The sequence below is a fragment of the Corynebacterium sp. MSK310 genome (genome assembly GCF_030227355.1).
GTDB classification, from domain to species: domain Bacteria; phylum Actinomycetota; class Actinomycetes; order Mycobacteriales; family Mycobacteriaceae; genus Corynebacterium; species Corynebacterium rhinophilum.
On the sequence record NZ_JASPFZ010000021.1, the window covers coordinates 1 to 21,558 of the forward strand.

Annotated in this window: 15 protein-coding genes and 1 pseudogene; 15 read left to right on the top strand and 1 reads right to left on the bottom strand. The window is 58.4% G+C overall.

The window, feature by feature from the left end:
* The first annotated feature begins 246 nt into the window (after positions 1–246).
* The 7 genes and pseudogenes from QP891_RS10780 to QP891_RS10805 all read left to right on the top strand — a co-directional run.
* Positions 247–2,199, top strand: coding sequence for a glycosyltransferase (locus QP891_RS10780; RefSeq protein WP_284771218.1), 1,953 nt, complete (start codon positions 247–249; stop codon positions 2,197–2,199).
* Positions 2,189–2,704 carry a phosphatase PAP2 family protein gene (locus tag QP891_RS10785; protein WP_284771219.1) on the top strand — a complete coding sequence of 172 codons (516 nt, stop codon included), beginning with the start codon at positions 2,189–2,191 and terminating at the stop codon, positions 2,702–2,704. Before QP891_RS10780 ends, QP891_RS10785 begins: the two co-directional genes overlap by 11 nt.
* Positions 2,697–3,677, top strand: a complete 981-nt coding sequence (locus tag QP891_RS10790) for a decaprenyl-phosphate phosphoribosyltransferase (protein ID WP_284771220.1) — start codon at positions 2,697–2,699, stop codon at positions 3,675–3,677. Before QP891_RS10785 ends, QP891_RS10790 begins: the two co-directional genes overlap by 8 nt.
* Positions 3,678–3,739: 62 nt before the next feature.
* Entirely contained in the window at positions 3,740–4,210 is a 471-nt protein-coding gene (locus tag QP891_RS12005) for a hypothetical protein (RefSeq protein WP_502869513.1), read from the top strand.
* Positions 4,200–5,432, top strand: a complete 1,233-nt coding sequence (locus tag QP891_RS10795; protein WP_502869514.1) for an arabinofuranosyltransferase AftB family protein — start codon at positions 4,200–4,202, stop codon at positions 5,430–5,432. The genes QP891_RS12005 and QP891_RS10795 overlap by 11 nt, the downstream gene beginning before the upstream one ends.
* Before the next feature lie 139 nt (positions 5,433–5,571).
* The gene (locus QP891_RS10800) at positions 5,572–6,606 is read left to right on the top strand and encodes an alpha/beta hydrolase (RefSeq protein WP_284771222.1); all 1,035 of its coding nucleotides are present in this window, start codon (positions 5,572–5,574) and stop codon (positions 6,604–6,606) included.
* 247 nt (positions 6,607–6,853) lie between these two features.
* Positions 6,854–7,090: pseudogene (locus QP891_RS10805) on the top strand (IS3 family transposase); the annotation flags it as partial.
* A 133-nt stretch (positions 7,091–7,223) separates the two neighbouring features.
* On the opposite strand, the gene QP891_RS10810 reads toward QP891_RS10805, so the two are convergent.
* Positions 7,224–8,048, bottom strand: coding sequence for a GDSL-type esterase/lipase family protein (locus QP891_RS10810; RefSeq protein ID WP_284771223.1), 825 nt, complete (start codon positions 8,046–8,048; stop codon positions 7,224–7,226).
* A 345-nt stretch (positions 8,049–8,393) separates the two neighbouring features.
* On the opposite strand from QP891_RS10810, the gene QP891_RS10815 reads away from it, so the two are divergent.
* From QP891_RS10815 to QP891_RS10850, 8 genes are all read left to right on the top strand, one after another.
* Positions 8,394–10,343 (top strand): alpha/beta hydrolase-fold protein, encoded by a 1,950-nt coding sequence (locus QP891_RS10815; protein ID WP_284771224.1) that lies wholly within the window; start codon positions 8,394–8,396, stop codon positions 10,341–10,343.
* Positions 10,344–10,345: 2 nt separating this feature from the next.
* Complete coding sequence (locus QP891_RS10820; RefSeq protein ID WP_284771225.1) at positions 10,346–10,861, top strand: hypothetical protein; 516 nt, start codon at positions 10,346–10,348, stop codon at positions 10,859–10,861.
* 33 nt (positions 10,862–10,894) lie between these two features.
* The gene (locus tag QP891_RS10825) at positions 10,895–11,815 is read left to right on the top strand and encodes a cutinase family protein (protein ID WP_284771226.1); all 921 of its coding nucleotides are present in this window, start codon (positions 10,895–10,897) and stop codon (positions 11,813–11,815) included.
* 59 nt (positions 11,816–11,874) lie between these two features.
* A complete protein-coding gene (locus tag QP891_RS10830; RefSeq protein WP_284771227.1) occupies positions 11,875–13,620 on the top strand; it encodes a FadD32-like long-chain-fatty-acid--AMP ligase in 1,746 nt (581 codons plus the stop codon).
* Positions 13,621–13,710: 90 nt separating this feature from the next.
* Positions 13,711–18,471 carry a type I polyketide synthase gene (locus tag QP891_RS10835; RefSeq protein ID WP_284771228.1) on the top strand — a complete coding sequence of 1,587 codons (4,761 nt, stop codon included), beginning with the start codon at positions 13,711–13,713 and terminating at the stop codon, positions 18,469–18,471.
* Entirely contained in the window at positions 18,446–20,002 is a 1,557-nt protein-coding gene (locus QP891_RS10840; protein WP_284771229.1) for an acyl-CoA carboxylase subunit beta, read from the top strand. Before QP891_RS10835 ends, QP891_RS10840 begins: the two co-directional genes overlap by 26 nt.
* A gap of 705 nt (positions 20,003–20,707) precedes the next feature.
* Positions 20,708–21,016 (top strand): transposase, encoded by a 309-nt coding sequence (locus tag QP891_RS10845; protein WP_284805992.1) that lies wholly within the window; start codon positions 20,708–20,710, stop codon positions 21,014–21,016.
* A 36-nt stretch (positions 21,017–21,052) separates the two neighbouring features.
* Positions 21,053–21,558: IS3 family transposase (locus tag QP891_RS10850; protein ID WP_284817068.1), on the top strand; the 506-nt coding region annotated here is incomplete at its 3' end.

Sequence of the window (21,558 nt, forward strand, 5' to 3'; positions counted from 1 at the left end):
CTCATAGAGGGCCACGGCATCGCGTTTGAACTGTTCTCAGTACCTGGACATGGTGGTAGATTACCAATCTTGCCAGCTCGACTGGGCTGGATATCAGGTGTCCACCAAACAGGGGTCAGGTCCATCAGGCACACTTTTGCTACTTAACCCGAAGACACATCCGCGTGTAAACCCGAGTAATCCGTATAAAACAACTACGCTAAACCGCTGACTACTGTTTAAATAGTTTGGAGAATCGAAGCAATCGTGACTGCCAACAACTCCTCGGCTTTTGAGCCCCTGCAGCGAATTTTGCTGCCCAAGCGCGGCGAACCCTTTGACGTCCGCATGCTCTACCTCATTGAGGCGGAACAAAACCGCGAGCGCTTGAGCTGGACAAACCGGACCGCCGTGACCATCCCGGCCGGCGAAGAAGCCTCTTTTGAGACCTACTTCAACGCCTTTCCGGCCTCCTACTGGCGCCGGTGGTCCCAGCTCGACTCGGTCATTCTGCGCCTTGAAGTTGAGGGCCAGGCCAATATCTCGTTGTACCGTTCCAAGCACGATGGCCAACGCATTTCCGTGGGCAACCACCTCGTGGGCACCGGTGAGCACGAATTCGAGCTCCCGCTCAAGAACTTCGAGGACGGCGGCTGGCTGTGGTTCGATATCACCGCCGAGAAAGAAACCACCCTGGCGCATGCCGCGTGGTGCTCGCCGCACGCACCTGGAGCGCAAATCCTGCCGGATGGCACCGAGGTTGCTCCTTCCGAAAAGCGTGTTGCGGTCGGGATTCCTACCTTCAACCGCCCTACCGACGCGGTGGCAGCGCTACAAGCCCTAGCCGAGGATCCCGTCGTGGACGAGATCATCGACTTCGTCTTGATGCCTGACCAAGGCAATCAACACCCCGCCGATGAACCAGGCTACGACGATGCAGTAGCCCACTTTGGGGAGCGCTTCCGCGAGTTCCGCCAAGGTAACCTGGGTGGTTCGGGCGGATACTCCCGCATCATGTACGAGGCGCTGGAAAACACCGATTCGCCGTTCATTTTGTATATGGATGATGACATCGCCATCGAACCAGATTCGGTACTGCGTGCCGTCCAGGCCGCACGCTACGCCGCCAGGCCCATCATCGTGGGCGGGCAGATGCTCAACCTGCAGGAGCGCTCCCAGCTGCGCACCACCGGTGAGCAGGTCAACCGCTCCGATTTCATGTGGGCCGCCGCCCCGCACGCCGTGTACGACCACGACTTTGCCAAGTACCCACTGCGCGCCATTGGCACGCCAGAAACCCGCCTGGATCCAAAGAAGTACGATTCCCGCGACCTGCACCGCCGCGTGGACGTGGAATATAACGGCTGGTGGATGTGCCTCTTCCCGCGCGTGGTAGCAGAGACCAACGGCCAGCCACTGCCGCTATTTATCAAGTGGGACGATACCGAGTACTCCTTGCGCGCCGCCCGCAATGGCTTCCCCACGGTGACCTGGCCGGGCGCGGCCATCTGGCACATGGCCTGGGCGGATAAGGACGATGCCATTGACTGGCAGGCCTATTTCCACCTGCGCAACCGCTTGATCGTGGCTTCGCTGTACCACGATGGCGCGGTATCCGGCATTACTAAGTCCATCTTTAAGTCCACGCTCAAGCACACCATGTGCATGGAATACTCCACCATGGCCATCCAAATCGAGGCCATGAAGGACTTCCTGGCGGGGCCGGACCACCTCTTCGATATCTTGGATACCTCGTTGCCGCGCATTGCGGAGATCCGCAAGAACTACTCAGATGCGGTCATCATCGAATCCGCAGACCAGCTGCCGGCGCCGACCGGCGCGCCGGGCGTTCCCACCCGCAATGTGGGCGGGCGCTTGGCCAAGGTGAAGAAGCTGCCGTGGGCAGCAAAGGGCCTTAAGCACCTGCTGAGCAAGGAAGATCCGGCGCACCACGCGGCACCGCAGCTGAACCTCACCCCAGAAGAGGCGCGCTGGTTCACCCTGTCCCGCCTGGATTCCGCCACCGTATCCACGGCCGGCGGTACGGGTGTGGCCTTCCGCAAGCGCGACCGCGATTTGGCCAAGGAGCTCATCACCGAAACCCGCAGCCTGTTGAAGGAAATTGAAGAAAACTTCGATGACCTGCGGGCGCACTACCGCGCCGCGTTGCCGGAATTGACCGCGCGGTCTTCCTGGAAGAAGGTTTTTGATGCCCAATAAGCTTTCTATCGCAGAATCCCGCGTCCTAGAGTCCATCCAGAACGCCGCCTTTGACCTGCCGGGAGTACTGCCGACTGCCCGCGGTTTAAGCCACTTGGGCGAGCACGCCCTGGGCTGGATGGGCAGCGCGGCCCTAGGGGCCGGCGTGGACAAGCAGCGCCGTGAAGAGTGGATTCGGATCGGTGCCGCGGCGTTTACCGCGCATGCGGCAAGCGTGGTGCTCAAGCGCATCGTGCGGCGCAAGCGACCCGATTATTCCTACGTCCGCGTTGGGGTCAAGACCCCCTCGCGCCTATCCTTCCCGTCCTCGCATGCCACCTCCACCACCGCCTTCTTGGTGGGCCTTTCCCGCCTGACGGGTTCCAAGGCACCGCTTGTGGGAGTGCCGGTGATGATGGCATCGCGTATGGTGCTCGGGGTGCACTATCCAACTGATACCGTCGCGGGCGCAGCCATTGGCGCTGCCACCGCGCGGGCAATGACGAAGGGAAAGACGCATGAGTGAGGACGGTAACCAGCACTTTCTCCATTCGGAACCGCATACGTCCGGCGTCGATACCGGCCGTAAGCGCAAGCCGCCGAAGAATTTGGCCGATGGCATGGTCAAGGCCCTGCGCCCGAAGCAATGGGTAAAAAACATCCTCGTACTGGCCGCGCCCGCCGCGGCCGGTGCGGAGTCGCTCTTTCACGGGCGCGTGCTTGTCGATGTCCTCTTGGCCTTCATCGTCTTTTGCCTCGGCGCTTCTTCCATCTACCTGATCAATGACGCCAAGGATTGGCGTGAAGACCAAGAGCACCCGACCAAGCGTTTCCGCCCGATTGCCTCGGGCGTGCTGCCCATCAAGGTGGCCTATGTCATGGCCGTGGTACTCGTTGGCCTGTCCATTGGGCTGTCCTTCTTGGCCACCGCGGGACTAGAGCTAGCCATCGTTATGGCGGTTTATATCGCCCTGCAGCTGGGCTATTGCTTTGGCTGGAAGCATATTCCGGTCATCGATATTGCGCTGGTGTCCTCCGGATTCATGTTGCGCACCATGGCCGGTGGCGTGGCCGCCGATATTGAGCTTTCGCAGTGGTTCTTGCTGGTCGCTGCCTTTGGTTCGCTCTTTATGGCCTCCGGTAAGCGCTATGCCGAAATCCTGCTGGTGGAAAAGACCGGCGCGAAGATCCGCAAATCCTTGCAGGGCTATACGCCAACCTACCTGCGCTTTGTCTGGACGCTAGCGGCTACCGCCGTGGTGGTCTTCTACTCCCTGTGGGGCTTTGAGCTGGCTAATGCCGCAACCTCTGGTGGCGTGTGGTACCAGATTTCCATGGTGCCATTTACCATCGCCATCCTGCGCTATGCCGCCGACGTGGACCGTGGCCAGGGCGGGGCGCCGGAAGAAATCGCGTTGGGGGATCGCACCTTGCAGTTCCTCGCCATCGCTTGGCTGGCCTGCATCGCCATGGCCGTCTACATCATGCCATTGGTCTAAGCAGCGGTTATATAGTTGCGTTCAACTAGAAGATCTTGAGAGGCCTGATATACTCACCCCACGTGGTTAACACCGGTAACAAGAACATTGCGCTGTGGAGCGCACCCGCCTCGGTTCTTGTTATCGGTGTTTTTTCTTTGTGGGGTGGCTTTGCCCGCCGCTGGATGTCTGATGACGGCCTCATCGTCCTGCGTACCGTCCGCAACCTAGAAGCCGGCAACGGTCCTGTGTTCAATGTGGGTGAGCGCGTTGAGGCCAATACCTCCACGCTGTGGCAATACCTCATCTTAGTGGCGCGGTGGGTAAGCGGTGCTGAACTCGAAACGATCGCCATCTACCTCGGGCTTCTCCTAGCGGTCGCGGCGATGGTGGTGGGGACGTGGGCATCGGCAAGCATGCACAAGGGACTTGTTCTTCCCGCTGGAGCCTTGGTGTATCTGGCCCTGCCACCGGCACGGGACTTTTTTTACCTCCGGCTTGGAATGGAGCCTGTGCCTTTTCTACTTGGCCGTCTTGTGGTGGATGCTGATTAAATGGGCGCGACCACGGCAGGAGTTGCCGCCCAAGCCTATTGTGTATGGGCTGGCATTCTGGGCGGGGCTCTCATGGCTCATTCGCCCTGAGCTTGCCCTGTATGGCGGCCTGGTTGGCGTTGTACTCATAGTGAGCACGCGTTCGTGGAAGGTTATCGCTGCCGCCTTGCCCCTGCCGCTGGGTTATCAAGTATTCCGCATGGGCTACTACGGGCTGCTTACGCCTCATACCGCCGTTGCGAAATCCGCGGCTGGTTCCGCGTGGGGCCAAGGGTTTGCGTACTTGGGCGACTTTATGGCGCCCTACGCGCTGTACCTCCCGCTCATTGTGCTGACAGTGGCGGCGCTGTGGAAAACCGATTTTCGACCGTCGGCGCTGCGCTCGATGCAGACTGTGGTTTATATCTTCCTGGGCGCCGCACTATTGCATGCAGCATATGTTGTGCACGTGGGTGGCGATTTTATGCATGGGCGCATGTTGCTACTTCCGCTTTTCGCCGCGCTATTGCCCATATTTGTAGTTAATCTACGAACCTGGTGGGCTGCCGTATTCTGTGCGGTGTGGGCCTTCGTTATTGTCTTGCACGGTCACCCGGTAGACCGGGCAGCGTACGCGGGCCAGCTTAGTGTTGTGGATGAGCGGGACTATTGGACCGCTGTCACCAACCGGCAGGAACCGCCACGCCGTGCCGAGGATTTTCTGGGTATGGACGTGATGAATAACTATGAAAAAGCGGTGCAGGATTTGGCGGCCGGCGATGCCATGACCTTCCTCTATATCAAGGATGGGGGTCAGACATCGTGGACGACGGTGCCCGCGGATCCGGAGCGCTCCGATCCTCCCACTGTGTATTTTCCTAATCTCGGTCTTACCTCCATGAATGCGCCACTTGAGGTGCGCGTGCTCGATGAAATTGGGCTCAGCAATCCCTTGGCAGCGCGCCAGCCCCGCATCGAAGGCGGGCGCATTGGCCACGATAAAAGCCTTGGCGCGGCGTGGCAGATTGCCGATTCTGCAGTGGATATTGACTCCTTATTGCTGGGGCAGAAAGATTCCGCGTGGCAAGCACGCACTGCGCTTGATGATGCCGATTTCCAGAGGCTCTTTGCCTCCTACAGGGAACCGCTAACTTGGGGCCGATTCTTAGAAAATATTAAATTTTCCCTGACAGAGGGCAGGACCCTAACCTTCTCCTCCAATCCGGGGGATTACCTCTATTAATGGTTGAAAATGAGGTAAAAAGCCTGTGAGTGCACTACACTGCCTCTCAGTGAGGCTTTCGCCGAGGGGTGTTAACGATTCACAGGTTCCCATCGATAAAGCCAAAGAACAATTATTGAGTACTTTGTGGAGGAGAAAGATGACTGCATCTCTGAGAGGACGTGTCCTATCGGTCATCATGGCAGTGGTCGTAGCGCTTGGCCTCGCCGTCGTTGCCGGCGGCACGCAGCAGGCACACGCGGCACATCGTGATTGGCTGCGTCCGGATAATACCGGCACCTGTGAATGGGACCCAGCCATGTTTTGGGTTCAGCGCTGTGATGTTTGGTCTCCGTCCATGGACCGTAACATCCCCGTCCAGATTCAGCCCGCAAAGAATGGCGGTAACGCTGGTTTCTACCTATTGGATGGCCTGCGTGCTACTTACGCAACCAGCGGCTGGGTTAGCCCTCACAGCGAGGTTAACGCCGCGCAGACTTACGCGGACAGCAATATCACTCTAGTGATGCCGGCAGGTGGCGAGTCTTCTTTCTATGCCAACTGGCAAGCACCTGGCAAATATGATCCGAGAGATCCGGTCAACTACAAGTGGGAGACCTTCCTTACCCAGGAGCTTCCTGCCTACCTCGAGCAGCACTTTGGCGTGGCCCGCAATAACAATGCGATCGCTGGCCTCTCCATGGGTGCCGGTTCCGCCATGACATTGGCTGCTAAGCACACTGACCAGTTTAAGCAGGTACTATCCTTTTCTGGTTATTTGACTATGACGGTTCCAGGTGCTCAGACTGCTCTTCGTTTGGCCATGTTGGATGCCGGTGGATTCAATGTCAACGCCATGTACGGTTCGCTATTTAACCCAAAGCGTTTCCAGAATGACCCGCTCTTGCTGATTCCGCAACTGCGTGAGGGTGGTACCGATGTTTATATTTCAGCTGCATCCGGTATCCCAGGCCAATTGGATAGGGAAACCCTTCCGCCGCAGTTCCAAGCACCGGGTGTCGCACTGGAGGTTGGTTCTCAGCTGACCACCCGCGCTTGGGAAGGTGTTGCCCGGTTGCAGGGTCTGAACCCAACGGTGAGCTACCCGGCCCAGGGCTTGCATAACTGGTACCAATGGGACTACCAGCTCAATGCTTCCAAACCGCGCGTTCTCAACGTTATGAATGCCTGGTAAGGCTCACTAACGAACTGGCCCCGCGCCGTTCGAACCGCTCCCCAGTAGTTGGACTGAGAAATCACTACCAACTGGTGGGGAGCAGTTTTTATTGGGGCTACGAAGTTCGCTGAGTGAAACTCAGCGCGAGCATGTAGTCAAGCGTTTCGAACAGGGCCGAGGTACCAAGCCGAAGGCGCTTACTGAAGAAGACAAACTGCGTCGCGAAAGCGACCAGTTGCATGCTGAAATTGCCTACCTAAAAATTACCGATGAAGGCTTCCAATACCAGCATTCAACCCGGCGCACTTTGATCCACGAGAACGGCGGCGTTCAGTCGATATCGCGTAAGGCCAACTGCTACGACAACGCAGTAATGAAGAACTTCTTCGGTCACCTGAGAACCGAGATGTACCACGGAGAAGTCTTCAACACTGTCGAGGAGTTCACCCAGGTAATCGAAGATTACATCCAGCGGTACAACACCGAACGCAACCAACAATGACTCAAGGGCCTGACCCCGATGCAATATCGGAATCAGGCCCTTGAACCCCTAACCTTCTTGAATTAAACCAGCCCAACTTTTGGGGACTAGTTCATGGTGCTCTCGGGCGGCGGGTTCGTGCTTTGGTTGGTGGTTAGTGGTTTTGGAGTTCTCGGGTGATGATTTGGGTCATTCCGTCGTGTCCTACGTCTGTTGGGTGTAGTGGCATGACGGATGGGGCGGTTGGGGTTTGGACGAGTGTGGCCCATCGGTGGTTGGTGTCTGGCTGGCAGGGGTCGTGGGTTTTGGCTTGGTCGTGGAGATTGATGTAGTTGACGCCGAGGTCGTGTGCTGCGCGTCCGATTTCGCGATTGAATTCGTCTTCTGCGATGGTGGCGCCTGGGATGGTTATTGGCAGTTGTAGTTGGTCGTGGTTGACTACGCAGAGGGTGTCGTTGACGGTCATTGGGACGTAGTTGACCATGGAGATGCGGGCGTTGGGTGCGGCTTTGCGGATTTTGTTGAATTGGAAGTTTAGTAGTCCGCGGTAGGTGGAGGCTTTGGGAACGTCGGGGAGAGTGGCGTTGGCTAGGGCGTCGAAGTAGGTTCCTTGTTGGAGGCCGCCGTACATGAACACAACTTCTTTGGTGTCGTGGCCGATGTTGCCTTGTTCGATAGCGTCGTCGACGTATTGGTTGATCCAGACGCTGGTTCCGTTGCAGGAGTAATCGGCAAGGTTGTGGTCAAGGTTATTGGCGGTTTGGTGCGCCCAGTTGTGTTTGTCGTTGAAGCAGGGGTGGAAGGGGCGCTTATATGGAGAGGCTGATCCTCGGTCTCCTGGTGCGCCGCCGTTGGCGGTGAAGGAATCGCCGAAGGTGACCATTTCTTTGCCTTGGTCCGCATTGGCGGTCTGGGCCATGGTGAGGCTTGTGGTGAGGGCTATGAGTCCGGCGGTGATTTTGGTCTTTATGTTTTTCATATCTTTCACCTTGAGTAGGGGATGTTTACAGGGTGCACTTTCGTGCGTACTCTGGTAATCTTAGTGATTTTTCAGTGAGAGTCCAGTCTGTGGTTGAGCTGGAGGATTGCTGAGAGGTCGTCGATGTAAGTTTTGAGTGTTTATGTGCTTATTGGGTGATTCCGGGGGACAGGCTCTGCGTCAAGATAAATGGTGATGTAACTTCGCACGGCGTGTCAGCCTTTCCAATGCCTCAAGTTCAACTTAAACTTAAGCGCACAATAGACAGCTCACGCCGCAGGTAGCAGTCCGGAGGAGGGGAACCTTCGGAATGCGGCCGCGGTAAATCTTCAAGGACGTTTACCTATGCGCAAAAACACTTCCCCGGGCAAGGCCCGCAAGGGGCTCGCGGTAGCAGCCATGCCGACCGCCATTGCCGTTGGACTTGCCCTGCTGCCCAATGCCACCGCCCAAAGCTCTCTCGGTGACATGAGCTCTTCTCAGTCAGGCAACGGCAGCAGTCTGTCTGATCACTTTGCGCCCAAGGATCCGCCGGCCCGTACTCCAGTGGAGACCGAATATCCACAGGTGGAGGGCCTGCCGGATGGTGTAAAGATTAACCGTGTGGAGTACCTGTCCAGCCGTCACCTGATGGTTTATATCCAGTCCGCAGCCATGCCGGATCACGAGCAGAAGGTGCAGATCCAGCTCGCGCGTGACTGGTATTCGCAGCCGGAGAAGAAGTTCCCAGAGGTATGGGCACTCGATGGCCTGCGCGCCCGCGATGACGAGTCCGGCTGGACCATTGAGACCAATATCCTCAACCAGTATGCGGACCGTAACGTCAACCTCATCATGCCGGTGGGCGGCGAATCTTCCTTCTACTCCGACTGGCAGCAGCCGGATGCGGGGAAGAACTACAAGTGGGAGACTTTCCTCACCAAGGAATTGGTCCCAATTTTGGATCATGAGTACCGCTCCAACCAGAAGCGCGCGGTGACTGGGCTGTCCATGGGCGGTACCGCAGCAGTCAACCTGGCGGAGCGTAACCCGCACTTGTTTGATTTCGTTGGTTCGTTCTCTGGCTACCTCGATATGACTACCCGTGGCATGCCACAGGCCATCATGGCTGCGCAGCGCGATGCCGGCGGCTACGATTCCCGCAAGATGTGGGGCGAGCCGGGCTCGCAGGATTGGATCGACCACGATCCGAAGTTGGGCATCGAAAACCTCAAGGACATGGAGGTCTATGTCTCTGCTGGTAACGGCAAGGACGACTTTGGCCAGGAAAACTCGGTGGCAAAGGGACAGGCAAGTTTGGCCGGCATGGGGCTGGAAGTAATCTCTCGGATGTCCACCCAGACTTTCGTGGATTACGCGAAGCGCGCCAATGTGGAACCGGTAGTGCAATTCCGGCCCTCCGGCGTGCACAGCTGGGAATACTGGCAATTCGAGATGCAAAATGCATGGCCGCACATTGCTGATGCCCTCAACCTTGACAAGGCTGACCGCGGTGCGGATTGTAATACCGAAGGCGATATCGCCAAGGCCACCAAAGAAGGCATAATCGGTTCCTGCCTGAATAACGAATATGACGTTGCCGGTAAGGGCAAGGCACAAGACTTCCAAACCGGTACGGCGTACTGGTCCCCGGACAATGGTGCGCACGCCCTGTATGGCCGCATCGGCGCCCGCTATGCGGAAATCGGTGGCCCCACCTCCTGGTTGGGCTTCCCTAAGTCCGGTGAAATTAAGGCGCTGGATGGCAAGGGGCGCCTCGTGCGTTTTGAACACGGTTCCATTTACTGGAGCCCAGAGACCGGTGCCTGGGAAGTTACCAGCGATATGATTGATAAGTGGGGCGAGAAGGGCTTCGAAGGCGGCGAATTGAAGTTCCCGACCGGCCCGGTAAAGAAGATGGGCGAAGGCTTTACCCAGGAATTCCAAGGTGGCATTCTGACCCGGAACCCGGATGGTAAGAACCAGGTGTCCTTTGGCGCCATTGGCAAAAAGTACAAGGAAATGGGCGGTGTCGAATCCCCATTGGGCTTCCCCACGGACGGTGAGAAGAAGGTCGAGGGCGGCTTCTTCCAGGAGTTTGAAAAGGGCTCCATCTACTGGTCCCCAGAATCCGGCGCGCACTACATCTTGAACGGCGCCATCATGGATGAATGGGGTAAGAAAGGCTGGGAGCACGGCGAGTTTGGCTGGCCCACCTCTGATTACTCCGAAATCGCGGCTGGTGGATTGAAGCAGGAGTTCCAGCACGGAACGATCAGTGAAGTCATGGGCCGCGTACAGACTGAAAAGAAGTAAGCATGCGTAAATTAGCCCTCGTAGGAGCGGTCTTGTGCCTCGGTTTGGCAGGGTGTGACTCTGCCACCGTAGATAGTGACTCCGGCAATGACACCTCGGTGGCGCCGCTTTCGCGCGAAAAGACTTCCGAGAAATCGACCACGAGTAGTAGCGAGTCTGCATCAAGCAGCGCTTCTTCCTCGCGGGAGCCATCTGAATCCAAGGGATCCTCTGAGCCGACGAACGGGTCTCGTTCCACGAACTCCCCAGAGGATCGCGGTGCGCGCGAGATCTCAGAGATCCCCTCCGCGCAGCTGCCCAAGGAAGAGGCTGCGTACCTGGATTCGTTGCAGGATGCGGGCGTCAAGGTCGATGGGGTAGAAGACCAGCTCCTCGGTGCCGGCCAAGGGGCCTGCGGTGACAATGACATCACTATTCCCGCGGTAGCTGGGCAACTGATTGAGCAGCAACGCTCTGACATGGACTATGAGGAGCTCACCAAACTACTCCAGGACAACGCACGTTCAGCCCTTTGCTAGCTTTCTTTGAGGTTTTCCGGGTACAACTAGTTCATGCGAAAAATCATAACCGTCGTTGCCGTCCTCGCCCTTCTCGTCGTCATCGGCGCGGGTGCCGCGCACTACCTCACAACAACGGACTCGGCGGGGCCTAGCTCCCCCGAGGAGCTAGAATCCAGGGAGGCGCCGGAGGAATCCCAGCCGGATTGGTGCCCGAGCGTGGAGTTCATTTCCGCGCCAGGTACCTGGGAATCTGCCGCCGACGATGATCCCCTCAATCCTTCTGCTAATCCGCGCTCGTTCATGCTGTCTATTACGCAGCCGTTGCAGGAGGCTTACGGGGATAATGTAAAGGTGTGGACCCTTCCTTATACTGCGCAATTTAAAAATATCAATGCGCAGGAGGAAATGAGCTACGACGATTCCCGTGATGAGGGCACCGCGAAGATGAATGAGGAGCTGCGCGGCATGCACGATAGCTGCCCACAGACCAAGTTCATTTTGAGCGGTTTTTCCCAAGGCGCGGTCATTGCCGGCGATGTGGCCGATGACATCGGTGGTGGCGAAGGCGTAATCCCCGCAGAAAATATCGCGGGTGTGGCGTTGATTGCAGATGGACGGCGTGAAAACGGCGTGGGCCAAAACCCGGGCCACGAGCTCGGCGGAATTGGTGCCGAGATTGCCTTGGAACCCGTCTCTGGCCTCGTTCAGCCCATCGTGCCTGGAGCGACTATGCGCGGAGCGCGCCCGCACGGTTTCGGAGAGCTCGCGGATAGAACCTTCCAGATCTGTGCCCCCAATGACACCGTGTGTGATGCGCCCACCGGCGTGGGCAATGGTTTGGAACGCGCCAAGGATTTAATCGGGGCCAATGGAGTACACGCGCAGTACGCCGATAACGGCGGCGTGATTGAGGGGACTACTGCGAACCAGTGGGTTGTGGACTGGGCCCACCGTGTCATTGATGCCGTGTAATATGAGGCGCTATAACATCGATAATTTTTAAGACAAAAGCATTTACCAAAGGAGAATCGATGGATTTACAGCAACTCATGGGGAAGTTTTTTGACGCCGAGGGCAATATCGCCCTCCCCGCAGAACTCACCTTGGCAGGCTTGGCCGAGACCCTCTACCAGGCAGACGCGGATACTTCGCAGGTAGTAATGCGACAGTGGCTCTACGGTGAGGAGGACACCGCCCGTGAGCTCAGCCGCCAGGAAATCAATACCCGGATCAAAGTGGTGGCAGCGCGCCTGCAACAAGTTGCAGAACCGGGCACCCGCGTGGCCATTCTGGCAGGCAACTCCCCCGAATACCTCTTTGGTTTCTTAGGCGCGATGTATGCGGGAATGACCCCGATTCCGCTCTATGATCCGAATGAGCCGGGACACGCGGACCACCTTAAGGCGGTCTTTGCTGACTGCGAGCCCCCTATCGTGTTGACCAGCCGCGTATCGGCCGCGGCGGTGCGCACCTATTTCTCCACTGAGCGGGAGCGCCCGCGCGTCATTTCCATCAATGCGCTGCCTGATTCCTTGGCGGCGTCGTGGAAGCCGGTCGCTGGCGAGGGCGTGGATTCCACCGCCTTCTTGCAGTACACCTCTGGTTCCACGCGCACCCCTGCCGGCGTGGAGCTGAGCAACCGCGCGATTTTGGTGAATGTGCTCCAAATTTTCCGGGCTGTGAACCTGCAGTTCCCGCCACGCGTGGTGTCATGGCTGCCGATGCACCACGATATGGGCATCATCTTGGCGCTATTCACCACTATTCTGGGCATCGAATTGGACATGATGACCCCGCGCGACTTCATCCAGCATCCCAACCGGTGGGTTGAGCGCATCAGCCGCCAGCCGGGTGAAGAGAAGAATACCTATACCGCCGTGCCCAATTTCGCCTTGGAATTGGCCGCGCGCTACGGCAAGGACGCGGATTTCTCCAACGTTGATGGAATCCTCATTGGTTCTGAACCGGTGACGGAACCAGCGGTGCAGAAATTCCTAGATACCTTCAGCGTCGAGCGTTCCGTGCTGCGTCCCTCCTATGGTTTGGCGGAAGCAACCCTCATCGTCGCTACCGCACAGGGTAAAAAGCGCCCCGTCATTTCCCATTTCAACCGCGAAAAATTGGCGGACGGGCACGCTGTTATTGAGGAAAAGTCAGCTGCAACGGTTGCCTTCGCCTCGAATGGCCAAGGCGTTTCGTTCCAGCACCTTGCCATCGTGGATCCTGAAACCAAGGCCGAGGTCCCAGAGGGCACCATCGGTGAAATCTGGGTGCATGGACAAAATATGGCAACGGGCTATCTCAACCGCCCAGAAGAAACCGCGGCTACCTTCCGCAATACCCTGGGTGAGCGCATCCAGGATGGCCTGCCAGAGGATGACTGGTGGATGGCCACTGGCGATCTCGCCACCATCATCGAGGGCGAGCTGTATATCACCGGACGGCTTAAGGATCTCATTGTCATCGCCGGGCGCAATCACTACCCGCAGGATATTGAAGGCACCGTGCAGGACGCATCCGTGCACGTGCGCCCAGATTCCATCGCTGCGTTTGCCGTGGAGGGCGAAAACTCAGAGTCCTTGGTGCTCTTGGTTGAGCGCGCCGATGACGCGGATCCGTCCGGCGATGCCGCCGCCAGCGACGCAATTCGCACTGCCGTGACAAAGAATCACGGCATTACCCCGAGCGATATCGTGTGGAAGGCGCCAGGGGAAATTAAGCGCACCTCCTCGCATAAGATTGCCCGCCGCGTGGCGAAAAAGGACTACCAAGCCTAAAGCCGGATTCGGACGTTAAGTTAACAAGGTGACAAAATAGAGCGATATAGGTATTTGTCGTTCTATTAACCCCACTAGGAAAGACGGTTTATGACCATCGAGCAACTTCGTGCATGGCTGCGTGACTGGGTATCCCAGGCCACGGGCGTAGCGGCCACAGAGATTTTAGATTCCACCCCACTGGAAAACTATGGTCTTTCTTCTCGGGATGCCGTAGTGCTGTCGGGCGAATTAGAAAATCTTTTAGGCACGCGGCTCGATGCGACGGTGGCGTATGAGTACCCCACGATTGAGCTTCTAGCCAATCGCTTGCTTAATGAGCCCGCGGGGCGGCACGACGATGCACCGCGCGTGCAGCGCAAAGCTCGCGCCGCGCAGGGTTCTGATATTGCAGTGATCGGCTTGTCCGGACGTTTCCCAGGCGCTAAAGATGTGCCGGAATTTTGGACCATGCTCGCTGAATCGCGCGCGGGCACGGGGCCGCTGCCGGTGGGGCGGTGGTCTGAGTACAGCGCCGATCCCGTATTGAGTGAGAAGATCGCGCAGCACAATACCGATGGCGGTTATATCGATGATGTTGCCTCCTTTGATGCGGAGTTCTTCGGCCTATCGCCGCTAGAGGCCGCGAATATGGATCCGCAGCAGCGCATCCTGCTCGAGTTGGTATGGCACGCGTTGGAGAACGCGGGCCTTCCCGCCAATGAGCTGCGCGGAACGCACACGGGCGTGTACATGGGCTCGACCAATAATGATTACGGCATGCTGATTACCGCCGATCCCACGGAGATGCATCCTTATGCGCTCACGGGTAGTTCCTCGGCAATCGTTGCCAACCGCATTTCTTATGCCCTGGATTTCCGCGGCCCGTCCATCAATGTGGATACGGCCTGCTCGTCTTCCTTGGTTGCGGTTGACCATGCAATCAAGGATCTGCGCACCGGCGCCGCCGATGTAGCACTTGCCGGTGGCGTGAATATCTTGGCTGCCCCGCACGCCTCCACCGCCTTTTCGGAATTGGGCGTTACTTCTCCTACCAGCGCCATTCATGCTTTTTCTGATGACGCCGATGGCATCGTGCGTGCCGATGCCGCCGGTGTTCTGGTGCTCAAGCGCCTGGAGGATGCGGAGGCCGATGGCGATGAAATCCTAGCCGTTCTTAAGGGCTCTGCCGTCAATTCCGATGGTCACTCGAATGGCCTGACCGCACCTAATCCAGAAGCGCAAGAAGACGTGTTGCGCCGTGCCTACGCGGACGCGGGCGTAGCACCCGAGGATGTGGATTATGTGGAGGCCCACGGAACGGGCACCATCTTGGGAGATCCCATCGAGGCTAGCGCGCTCGGTCGCGTGCTGGGTACTGGGCGTGGGATGGAATCGCCCGTCCTCTTGGGCTCTGCCAAGACCAATATCGGCCACTCTGAATCCGCTGCGGGTGTCGTGGGCCTCATCAAGGTCATCGAGGCCATGCGGCACGATATTATCCCGGCGAATATCAATTACTCCGGGCCCAATCGCTATATCGATTTCGTGGGCGAGCGCCTCGAGGTCGTTGAAGACCCGCGCGAGTGGCCGGAATACTCCGGGAAAAAGGTGGCCGGCGTATCGGGCTTTGGCTTTGGCGGCACGAATGCCCACGTCGTCTTGACGGATTACCAGGGCACCCCGCGCACCAGTGATCCGCAGTTGTCCACCGGAACGGTGGCGTTGCCGGTCTCTGGCCTCTTGCCGTCTCGCCGCGCGCGTGCGGCGGGCCTGCTCGCGGATTTCTTAGAGGCAGAGCAGCCAGACTTGGCAGATGTAGCGCGCACGGTCGCGCGCCGCAACCACTCGCGCTCGCGCGCCGTCGTCATGGCTAGCTCGACTGAAGAGGCCATTAAGCGCCTACGCCAGGTGGCTGAGGGCAAGGTGTCTGTTGGCATTGCGGCCGCGGATTCCCCGCAGGTGCAGGGGCCGGTCTTCGTATATTCAGGCTTTGGTTCCCAACACCGCAAGATGGCGAAGGACATGATCGCCCTCTCACCGCTGTTTAGTACGCGGCTGAAAGAACTCGATGCCATCGTGGATTTCGAGTCAGGCTGGTCCATCCTGGGCATCGTTGAAGACGATTCCCAAACTTATGACACGGAAACGGCGCAGGTTGCCATCACCGCCATCCAGATCGCGCTGACGGACCTACTGGCCTCCTTCGGCGTGCGTCCAGCGGGCGTTATGGGCATGTCCATGGGTGAAATCGCCGCGGCCTATGCCGCAGGTGGAATTTCCGCGCGGGATGCGATGATTATTGCCTGCCACCGCGCGCGCTTGATGGGCGAGGGAGAGGCATCGCTAAGCGATGCCGAGCAAGGAGCCATGGCCGTCGTCGAGCTATCCGCCGAAGACATTGCCGCCCTCGATGCATCCATCGAGCCAGCCGTCTATACCGGCCCCGGCATGACCACCGTGGGTGGTCCGCGCCAGGCGGTACTGGAGTTGGTGGAAAAACTCGACGATGAAGGGAAATTCGCCCGCGCCCTCAACGTGAAGGCCGCGGGGCATACCTCTGCCGTCGATCCGATTTTGGGCGAACTCGAAGCAGCCATCGCCGGCATGGAGGCCCGCCCGCTGCATACGACGCTCTTTTCCTCCGTGGATAAGGGCGAGGTCTACCGCCCCGGCACCACCGTCCACGATGAGGATTACTGGCTGCGCATGACCCGCTACCCGGTGTACCTGCAGGACGCTACGGAACAAGCATTTGCCGCAGGGCACACTCAGCTGGTGGAGATTTCGCCGAACCCAGTGGCGCTCATGGGGCTTATGTCTACGGCGTTTGCCGTGGGCAAGGCCGATGCGCAATTGCTGTATAGCTTAAAGCGCAAGGTGGACCCTACCGAGTCTTTGTTGGATTTGTTGAGCAAGCTCTACGTGACGGGAACCCCGGTGAATTTCGCCGCCGTAGTGGGCTCGGGCTCGCAGGCAGAAGCGCCGTACACGCAGTTCAACCGCCAGCGTTTTTGGACCAATGCGCGGCCTTCGGCCGGGGTCTCCGGCCTGCCCGGTAACCGCGTGAACTTGCCGGAGGGCAAGGTAGCCTTTTCCACCAACGCGGATCAGGCCCCGTCCACGCTGGCCATCGTGGAGGCTGCCGCAGAAGCGGTACAGCCTGGGGCACACATCGTGGCCGCGGAGGAACACCGCGATCTCCCGCCGTACGGGGAAATTACTACCGTCGTCACCACGTCCATTGGTGGAATGTCCATTGCCGTCTATAGCGTGCAGGACACGCGCACTGAGCTCTTGGCGGAAGGTTTTGCCTCCGGCCTGGATTTGGGCGCGGGCGCGATCCCTGGGGTGGCGGCGGTGCCAGAGGGCAACGCCGGCACGGAGACGGCTGCCGAGGAGGAGGATGTGGATGCCGTGCGCTGGGATCCACGGCAAGAGACCGTCGAGGACCGCCTGGCGCTTATCGTGTCCGAATCCATGGGCTATGACGTCTCGGATCTCCCGCGCGAGCTGCCGCTGATTGACCTGGGCCTCGATTCCTTGATGGGCATGCGCATTAAAAACCGCGTGGAAAATGACTTCCAGATTCCACCGCTGCAGGTGCAGGCGCTTCGCGATGCCTCCTTGGCAGACGTCATCACCATGGTTGAGGAGGCCGTTGCTGGCGGTCGCTTAGATAACAGTGACGCTAGCGCCGACGCTGCACCGGCGGCTACAGAGTCCGCGCCCGCAGCAGACGAGACTGCGGAGGCCTCAGAGCAGGGCGTGGGCATTGCCCCGCGCGATGCCTCTGAACGCATGGTCTTCGGCACGTGGGCAAGCATTACCGGCAAGGCCCCGGCGGGCGTGACCTCGCCGCTTCCGGAAATCTCCGAGGAAGTGGCAGCACAGATTGCCGAGCGTTTGCGCGAGCGCGCCCACATCGATGTCACCGCGCAGCAGGTCCTCGACGCCGAAGCACTGGAAACCTTGTCTGACCTGGTCCGTGAGGGCCTCGAGACCGAGGTGGAAGGCAATATCCGCGTCCTGCGTGAGGCCGATGGGCCCGCCGTGTTCATGTTCCACCCGGCCGGTGGAACCACGGTTGTCTACCAACCGCTGACTCGCAGGCTGCCAGCGGATGTCGCCGTCTACGGCGTGGAAAGGATTGAGGGCTCCTTAGAAGAGCGAGCCGCCGCTTATATCGAGGACATCGTTCGCTATGCGCGCGGCCGCAAGGTCGTCCTCGGCGGTTGGTCCTTTGGCGGCGCTTTGGCCTACGAGGTGGCCTACCAGCTGGCAGAGCGCAGCAAGCGTGGGGAGGAGAGCGCAGAGGTCGCCTTCATTTCCTTGCTCGATACCACGCAGCCGTCCCACCCGGCACCGGATACGCTGGAGGAAACCCGTGCCCGGTGGGAGCGTTACGCCGCCTTTGCCAAGAAGACCTACGGCCTGGACTTTGAGCCGCCGTACGAGATGCTGGACACCATGGGCGAGGACGCTCTGATGACCATGCTGGCGGAATTCTTGGCCACGACGGATGCCTCCGAACACGGCCTTTCCGCCGGCGTCTTGGAGCACCAGCGCGCGTCCTTTGTGGATAACCAGATTTTGGCCAAGATCGATTTCCACCGCTGGGCCGATGTCAGCGTTCCCGTGCTGCTTTTCCGCTCCGAGCGGATGCATGACGGTGCGATCGAGCTAGAGCCGCGCTACGCTGAGGTTGATCCGGATGGCGGCTGGGGCGTTATCGTTAAGGATCTAGATATTGTGCAGCTGCCCGGTGATCACTTGGCAGTGCCGGACGAGCCAGCCATTGGCACCGTGGGCAAGCATATGAACGATTGGATCGAGGAGAAGATACGTGGCGGCCAAGCAAACAACCGCTGAGAAACTCGCTGACTTGCGCAAGCGCCTAGATGAGGCGCAAGATCCAGGCAGTGAGCGTTCCCGCACACGCCGCGACGAGGCAGGCCGTACCACTCCTCGCCAGCGCATCAACGAGCTCTTGGATGAAGGTTCCTTTGTCGAAACTGGTTCCTTGGGCAAGACTCCGGGTGACCCGGAGGCCATCTATTCCGATGGCGTGGTCACAGGCTATGGCCGCGTATCCGGCCGGCCCGTATGCATCTATGCTCACGATAAGACGGTCTACGGCGGTTCCGTGGGTGTCACCTTTGGCAAGAAGGTCACCGAGATCATGGATATGGCCATCAAGATTGGCTGCCCGGTCATCGGCATCCAAGATTCCGGTGGCGCTCGCATCCAAGATGCGGTGACCTCGCTGGCCATGTACTCCGAAATTGCCCGCCGCCAGCTGCCGCTATCTGGCCGCAGCCCGCAGATTTCCATCATGATGGGTAAATCCGCCGGCGGTGCGGTCTACGCGCCGGTGACCACAGACTTTGTCATCGCGGTGGATGAGGAAGCGGAAATGTATGTCACCGGTCCCAACGTCATCCGTGAGGTTACCGGTGAAGACGTCACCTCCGCTGAGCTCGGCGGCGCCCGCCAGCAGGAGCTGAACGGCAACGTTTCCGCCGTGGTGGATTCTGAGGAAGACGCCTTTGACATGGTGCGCGATATTTTAGATCACCTGCCGCTGACCTGCTTTGATGAATCGCCGACTTTCCCCGCGCCTTCTGATGCCGAAATCACCGAAGACGAGGATCTAAATTCCTTCATGCCGGATGACACCAATGCCGGTTACGACATGATGGACCTGCTCACCCAGCTTGGCGATGACGATGAGATCATCGAAATCCAGGAAAACTTCGCGCCGAATATGATCACCGCCTTTGGCCGCATCGACGGCAAGACGGTGGGTTTTGTGGCCAATAACCCCATGCACTTGGCCGGGTGCATTGATGCCGATGCCGCCGATAAGGGCGCGCGCTTTATCCGCATCTGCGATGCCTACAATGTTCCGCTCGTCTTCGTAGTCGATACGCCGGGCTACCTGCCGGGTGTGGAACAGGAGAAGGTGGGCCTGATTCACCGCGGTGCGAAGTTCGCCTTCGCGGTCGTGGAAGCGACCGTGCCAAAGGTCTCGCTCATCGTGCGCAAGGCCTACGGCGGCGCCTATGCCGTCATGGGGTCGAAGAACTTGAGCGGCGATATTAACTTGGCGTGGCCTACCGCGCAGATCGCCGTCATGGGTGCTGCCGCCGCCGTGGTCATGATTGCGGGAAAGCAGCTTGAGGCCGCCGGGACCCCAGAGCAGCGCGAGATGACCAAGAAGATGTTCATGGACTTCTACGATGAGACCATGACAGCACCCTACGTGGCAGCGGAACGCGGCTACCTCGATGCCATGATTCAGCCAAATCAATCGCGCATTGCCCTGCGCCAGGCGCTGCGGCAATTGGCCACGAAGTCGGCCCATGACCTGCCCAAAAAACACAATATTGCGCCGATGTAACGCGGTTGCATGCCGTCGCGATACCTAAATAAGAGTTTCGTGACAGTTGAAGGAGAATACCTTGTTTGCTTTGTCCAGCGCATTTGACCTGATCGGTGAAATCATCGGCTACGCTTACTGGGCGTACAACCAGTTCGCAGCTGGCCTGCCCATCAACGTGCCGTTCTAAGTTAAGAACTTTTCACACGGATTTAAGGCTCCGAGGCTTTTTAGCCGCGGAGCCTTTTCATGGCCTGGGTTCACTTGAGTTCAGAGGGTCGTTGCAACACTTTTCCTTAGGAGGGTGTTGTTGTGTCTGGGGTTGTTGGCCCTTTTTATTCGTTGTCTGAATCGGATCGTCGTGGCTTGGTTGCCATGGTTGGCAGTGGGCGTAGCGTTCGTTCTGCGGCTGGTGAGCTTGGCTGTCATTACAGGCATGCTCTGAATTTTTGCCATGCCTACGGATTGCCGGTCGTGCATAAAGCCAAACGAGTTGATCGCCGCGGGAGCCAGGCTTTCCAGCTTGTAGATCTCGTCCAAGGCGGATGTTCGGTACGCCAGGCCGCCAAAAGGTGTGGGATGCATCTTACCGCCGCGTATGCCGTCGCTATGGACGCTGGGTGCCATATCCGGTTAAGTCGGTATGTCCGGAAAGTCTGAGGTTACCCTCGTTTAGTGGACACCCTATTAGTACGGATCTTGTGTCCGTAGGAGAGGATGTTCATTGTGAGTTCGTCAAGGAAGAAGTACACCCCGGAGTACCGGCAGGAGGCCGCCAGACTGGTCATCGAGTCTGGGCGCCCAATCGCTCATGTGGCTAAGGAAATTAGCGTATCAGCCACAATTTTAGGCAGGTGGGTCAAACTCGAGCGGGAACGCCAAGGCTCGGTAGATGGCCGCAGTGATGCCGATATACGAGCCGAAAACGCTCGCCTGCGTCGTGAGCTAGCTGAGGCCAAGATGGATAATGAGTTCTTGTCAAAAGCCACCGCCTTCTTCGCTTTGAGGCAACGTGATCGGAAAAATTTGAGCTAATGCAGCCAGAGCAAGGCGAACTACAGCATCAAACGAATGAGCAGGTTATTAGAGGTTTCCCGTTCTGGCTACTATAAATGGCAAAAGGCTCAAGCAGTACGGCTTCGTGGTGAAAATCAGCGTCAGAGATTCCTCGACCAGTTAGACAGGAAAATTCATGACATCTGGGAAGATTCTGACGAAGTCTACGGTGCCCCACGGATTACTGCAGAACTCGCCGAGGGTGGGGTCTATGTCAATCGCAAAACCGTGGCCAAACGCATGCGGATGATGGGTATTGAAGGCATCTCACCCAGGGCGTTTGTTCCCGTAACGACGATTCAATCCAAGCGGAAGTCAACGCTTCCAGACCTAGTGAAACGCCTATTTGATCAAGGGCAGCTTAATCGAGTGTGGATGTCAGATATTACCTATCTACGCACGAATGAGGGCTGGCTGTACCTATGCGTTATCCGCGATGGACACTCCCGCCGAGTCCTCGGCTGGTCCATGGATAGTGTGCAGGATTCTTACCTAGTTGAACGTGCACTGCGCATGGCTTA

Bases quoted from the DNA above. Each gene is read 5' to 3' on its own strand.
- QP891_RS10785 (WP_284771219.1), top strand. From the start codon at position 2,189: ATGCCCAATAAGCTTTCTATCGCAGAATCCCGCGTCCTAGAGTCCATC.
- QP891_RS10790 (WP_284771220.1), top strand. From the start codon at position 2,697: ATGAGTGAGGACGGTAACCAGCACTTTCTCCATTCGGAACCGCATACG.
- QP891_RS10795 (WP_502869514.1), top strand. From the start codon at position 4,200: ATGCTGATTAAATGGGCGCGACCACGGCAGGAGTTGCCGCCCAAGCCT.
- QP891_RS10800 (WP_284771222.1), top strand. From the start codon at position 5,572: ATGACTGCATCTCTGAGAGGACGTGTCCTATCGGTCATCATGGCAGTG.
- QP891_RS10810 (WP_284771223.1), bottom strand. From the start codon at position 8,048: ATGAAAAACATAAAGACCAAAATCACCGCCGGACTCATAGCCCTCACC.
- QP891_RS10815 (WP_284771224.1), top strand. From the start codon at position 8,394: ATGCGCAAAAACACTTCCCCGGGCAAGGCCCGCAAGGGGCTCGCGGTA.
- QP891_RS10820 (WP_284771225.1), top strand. From the start codon at position 10,346: ATGCGTAAATTAGCCCTCGTAGGAGCGGTCTTGTGCCTCGGTTTGGCA.
- QP891_RS10825 (WP_284771226.1), top strand. From the start codon at position 10,895: ATGCGAAAAATCATAACCGTCGTTGCCGTCCTCGCCCTTCTCGTCGTC.
- QP891_RS10830 (WP_284771227.1), top strand. From the start codon at position 11,875: ATGGATTTACAGCAACTCATGGGGAAGTTTTTTGACGCCGAGGGCAAT.
- QP891_RS10835 (WP_284771228.1), top strand. From the start codon at position 13,711: ATGACCATCGAGCAACTTCGTGCATGGCTGCGTGACTGGGTATCCCAG.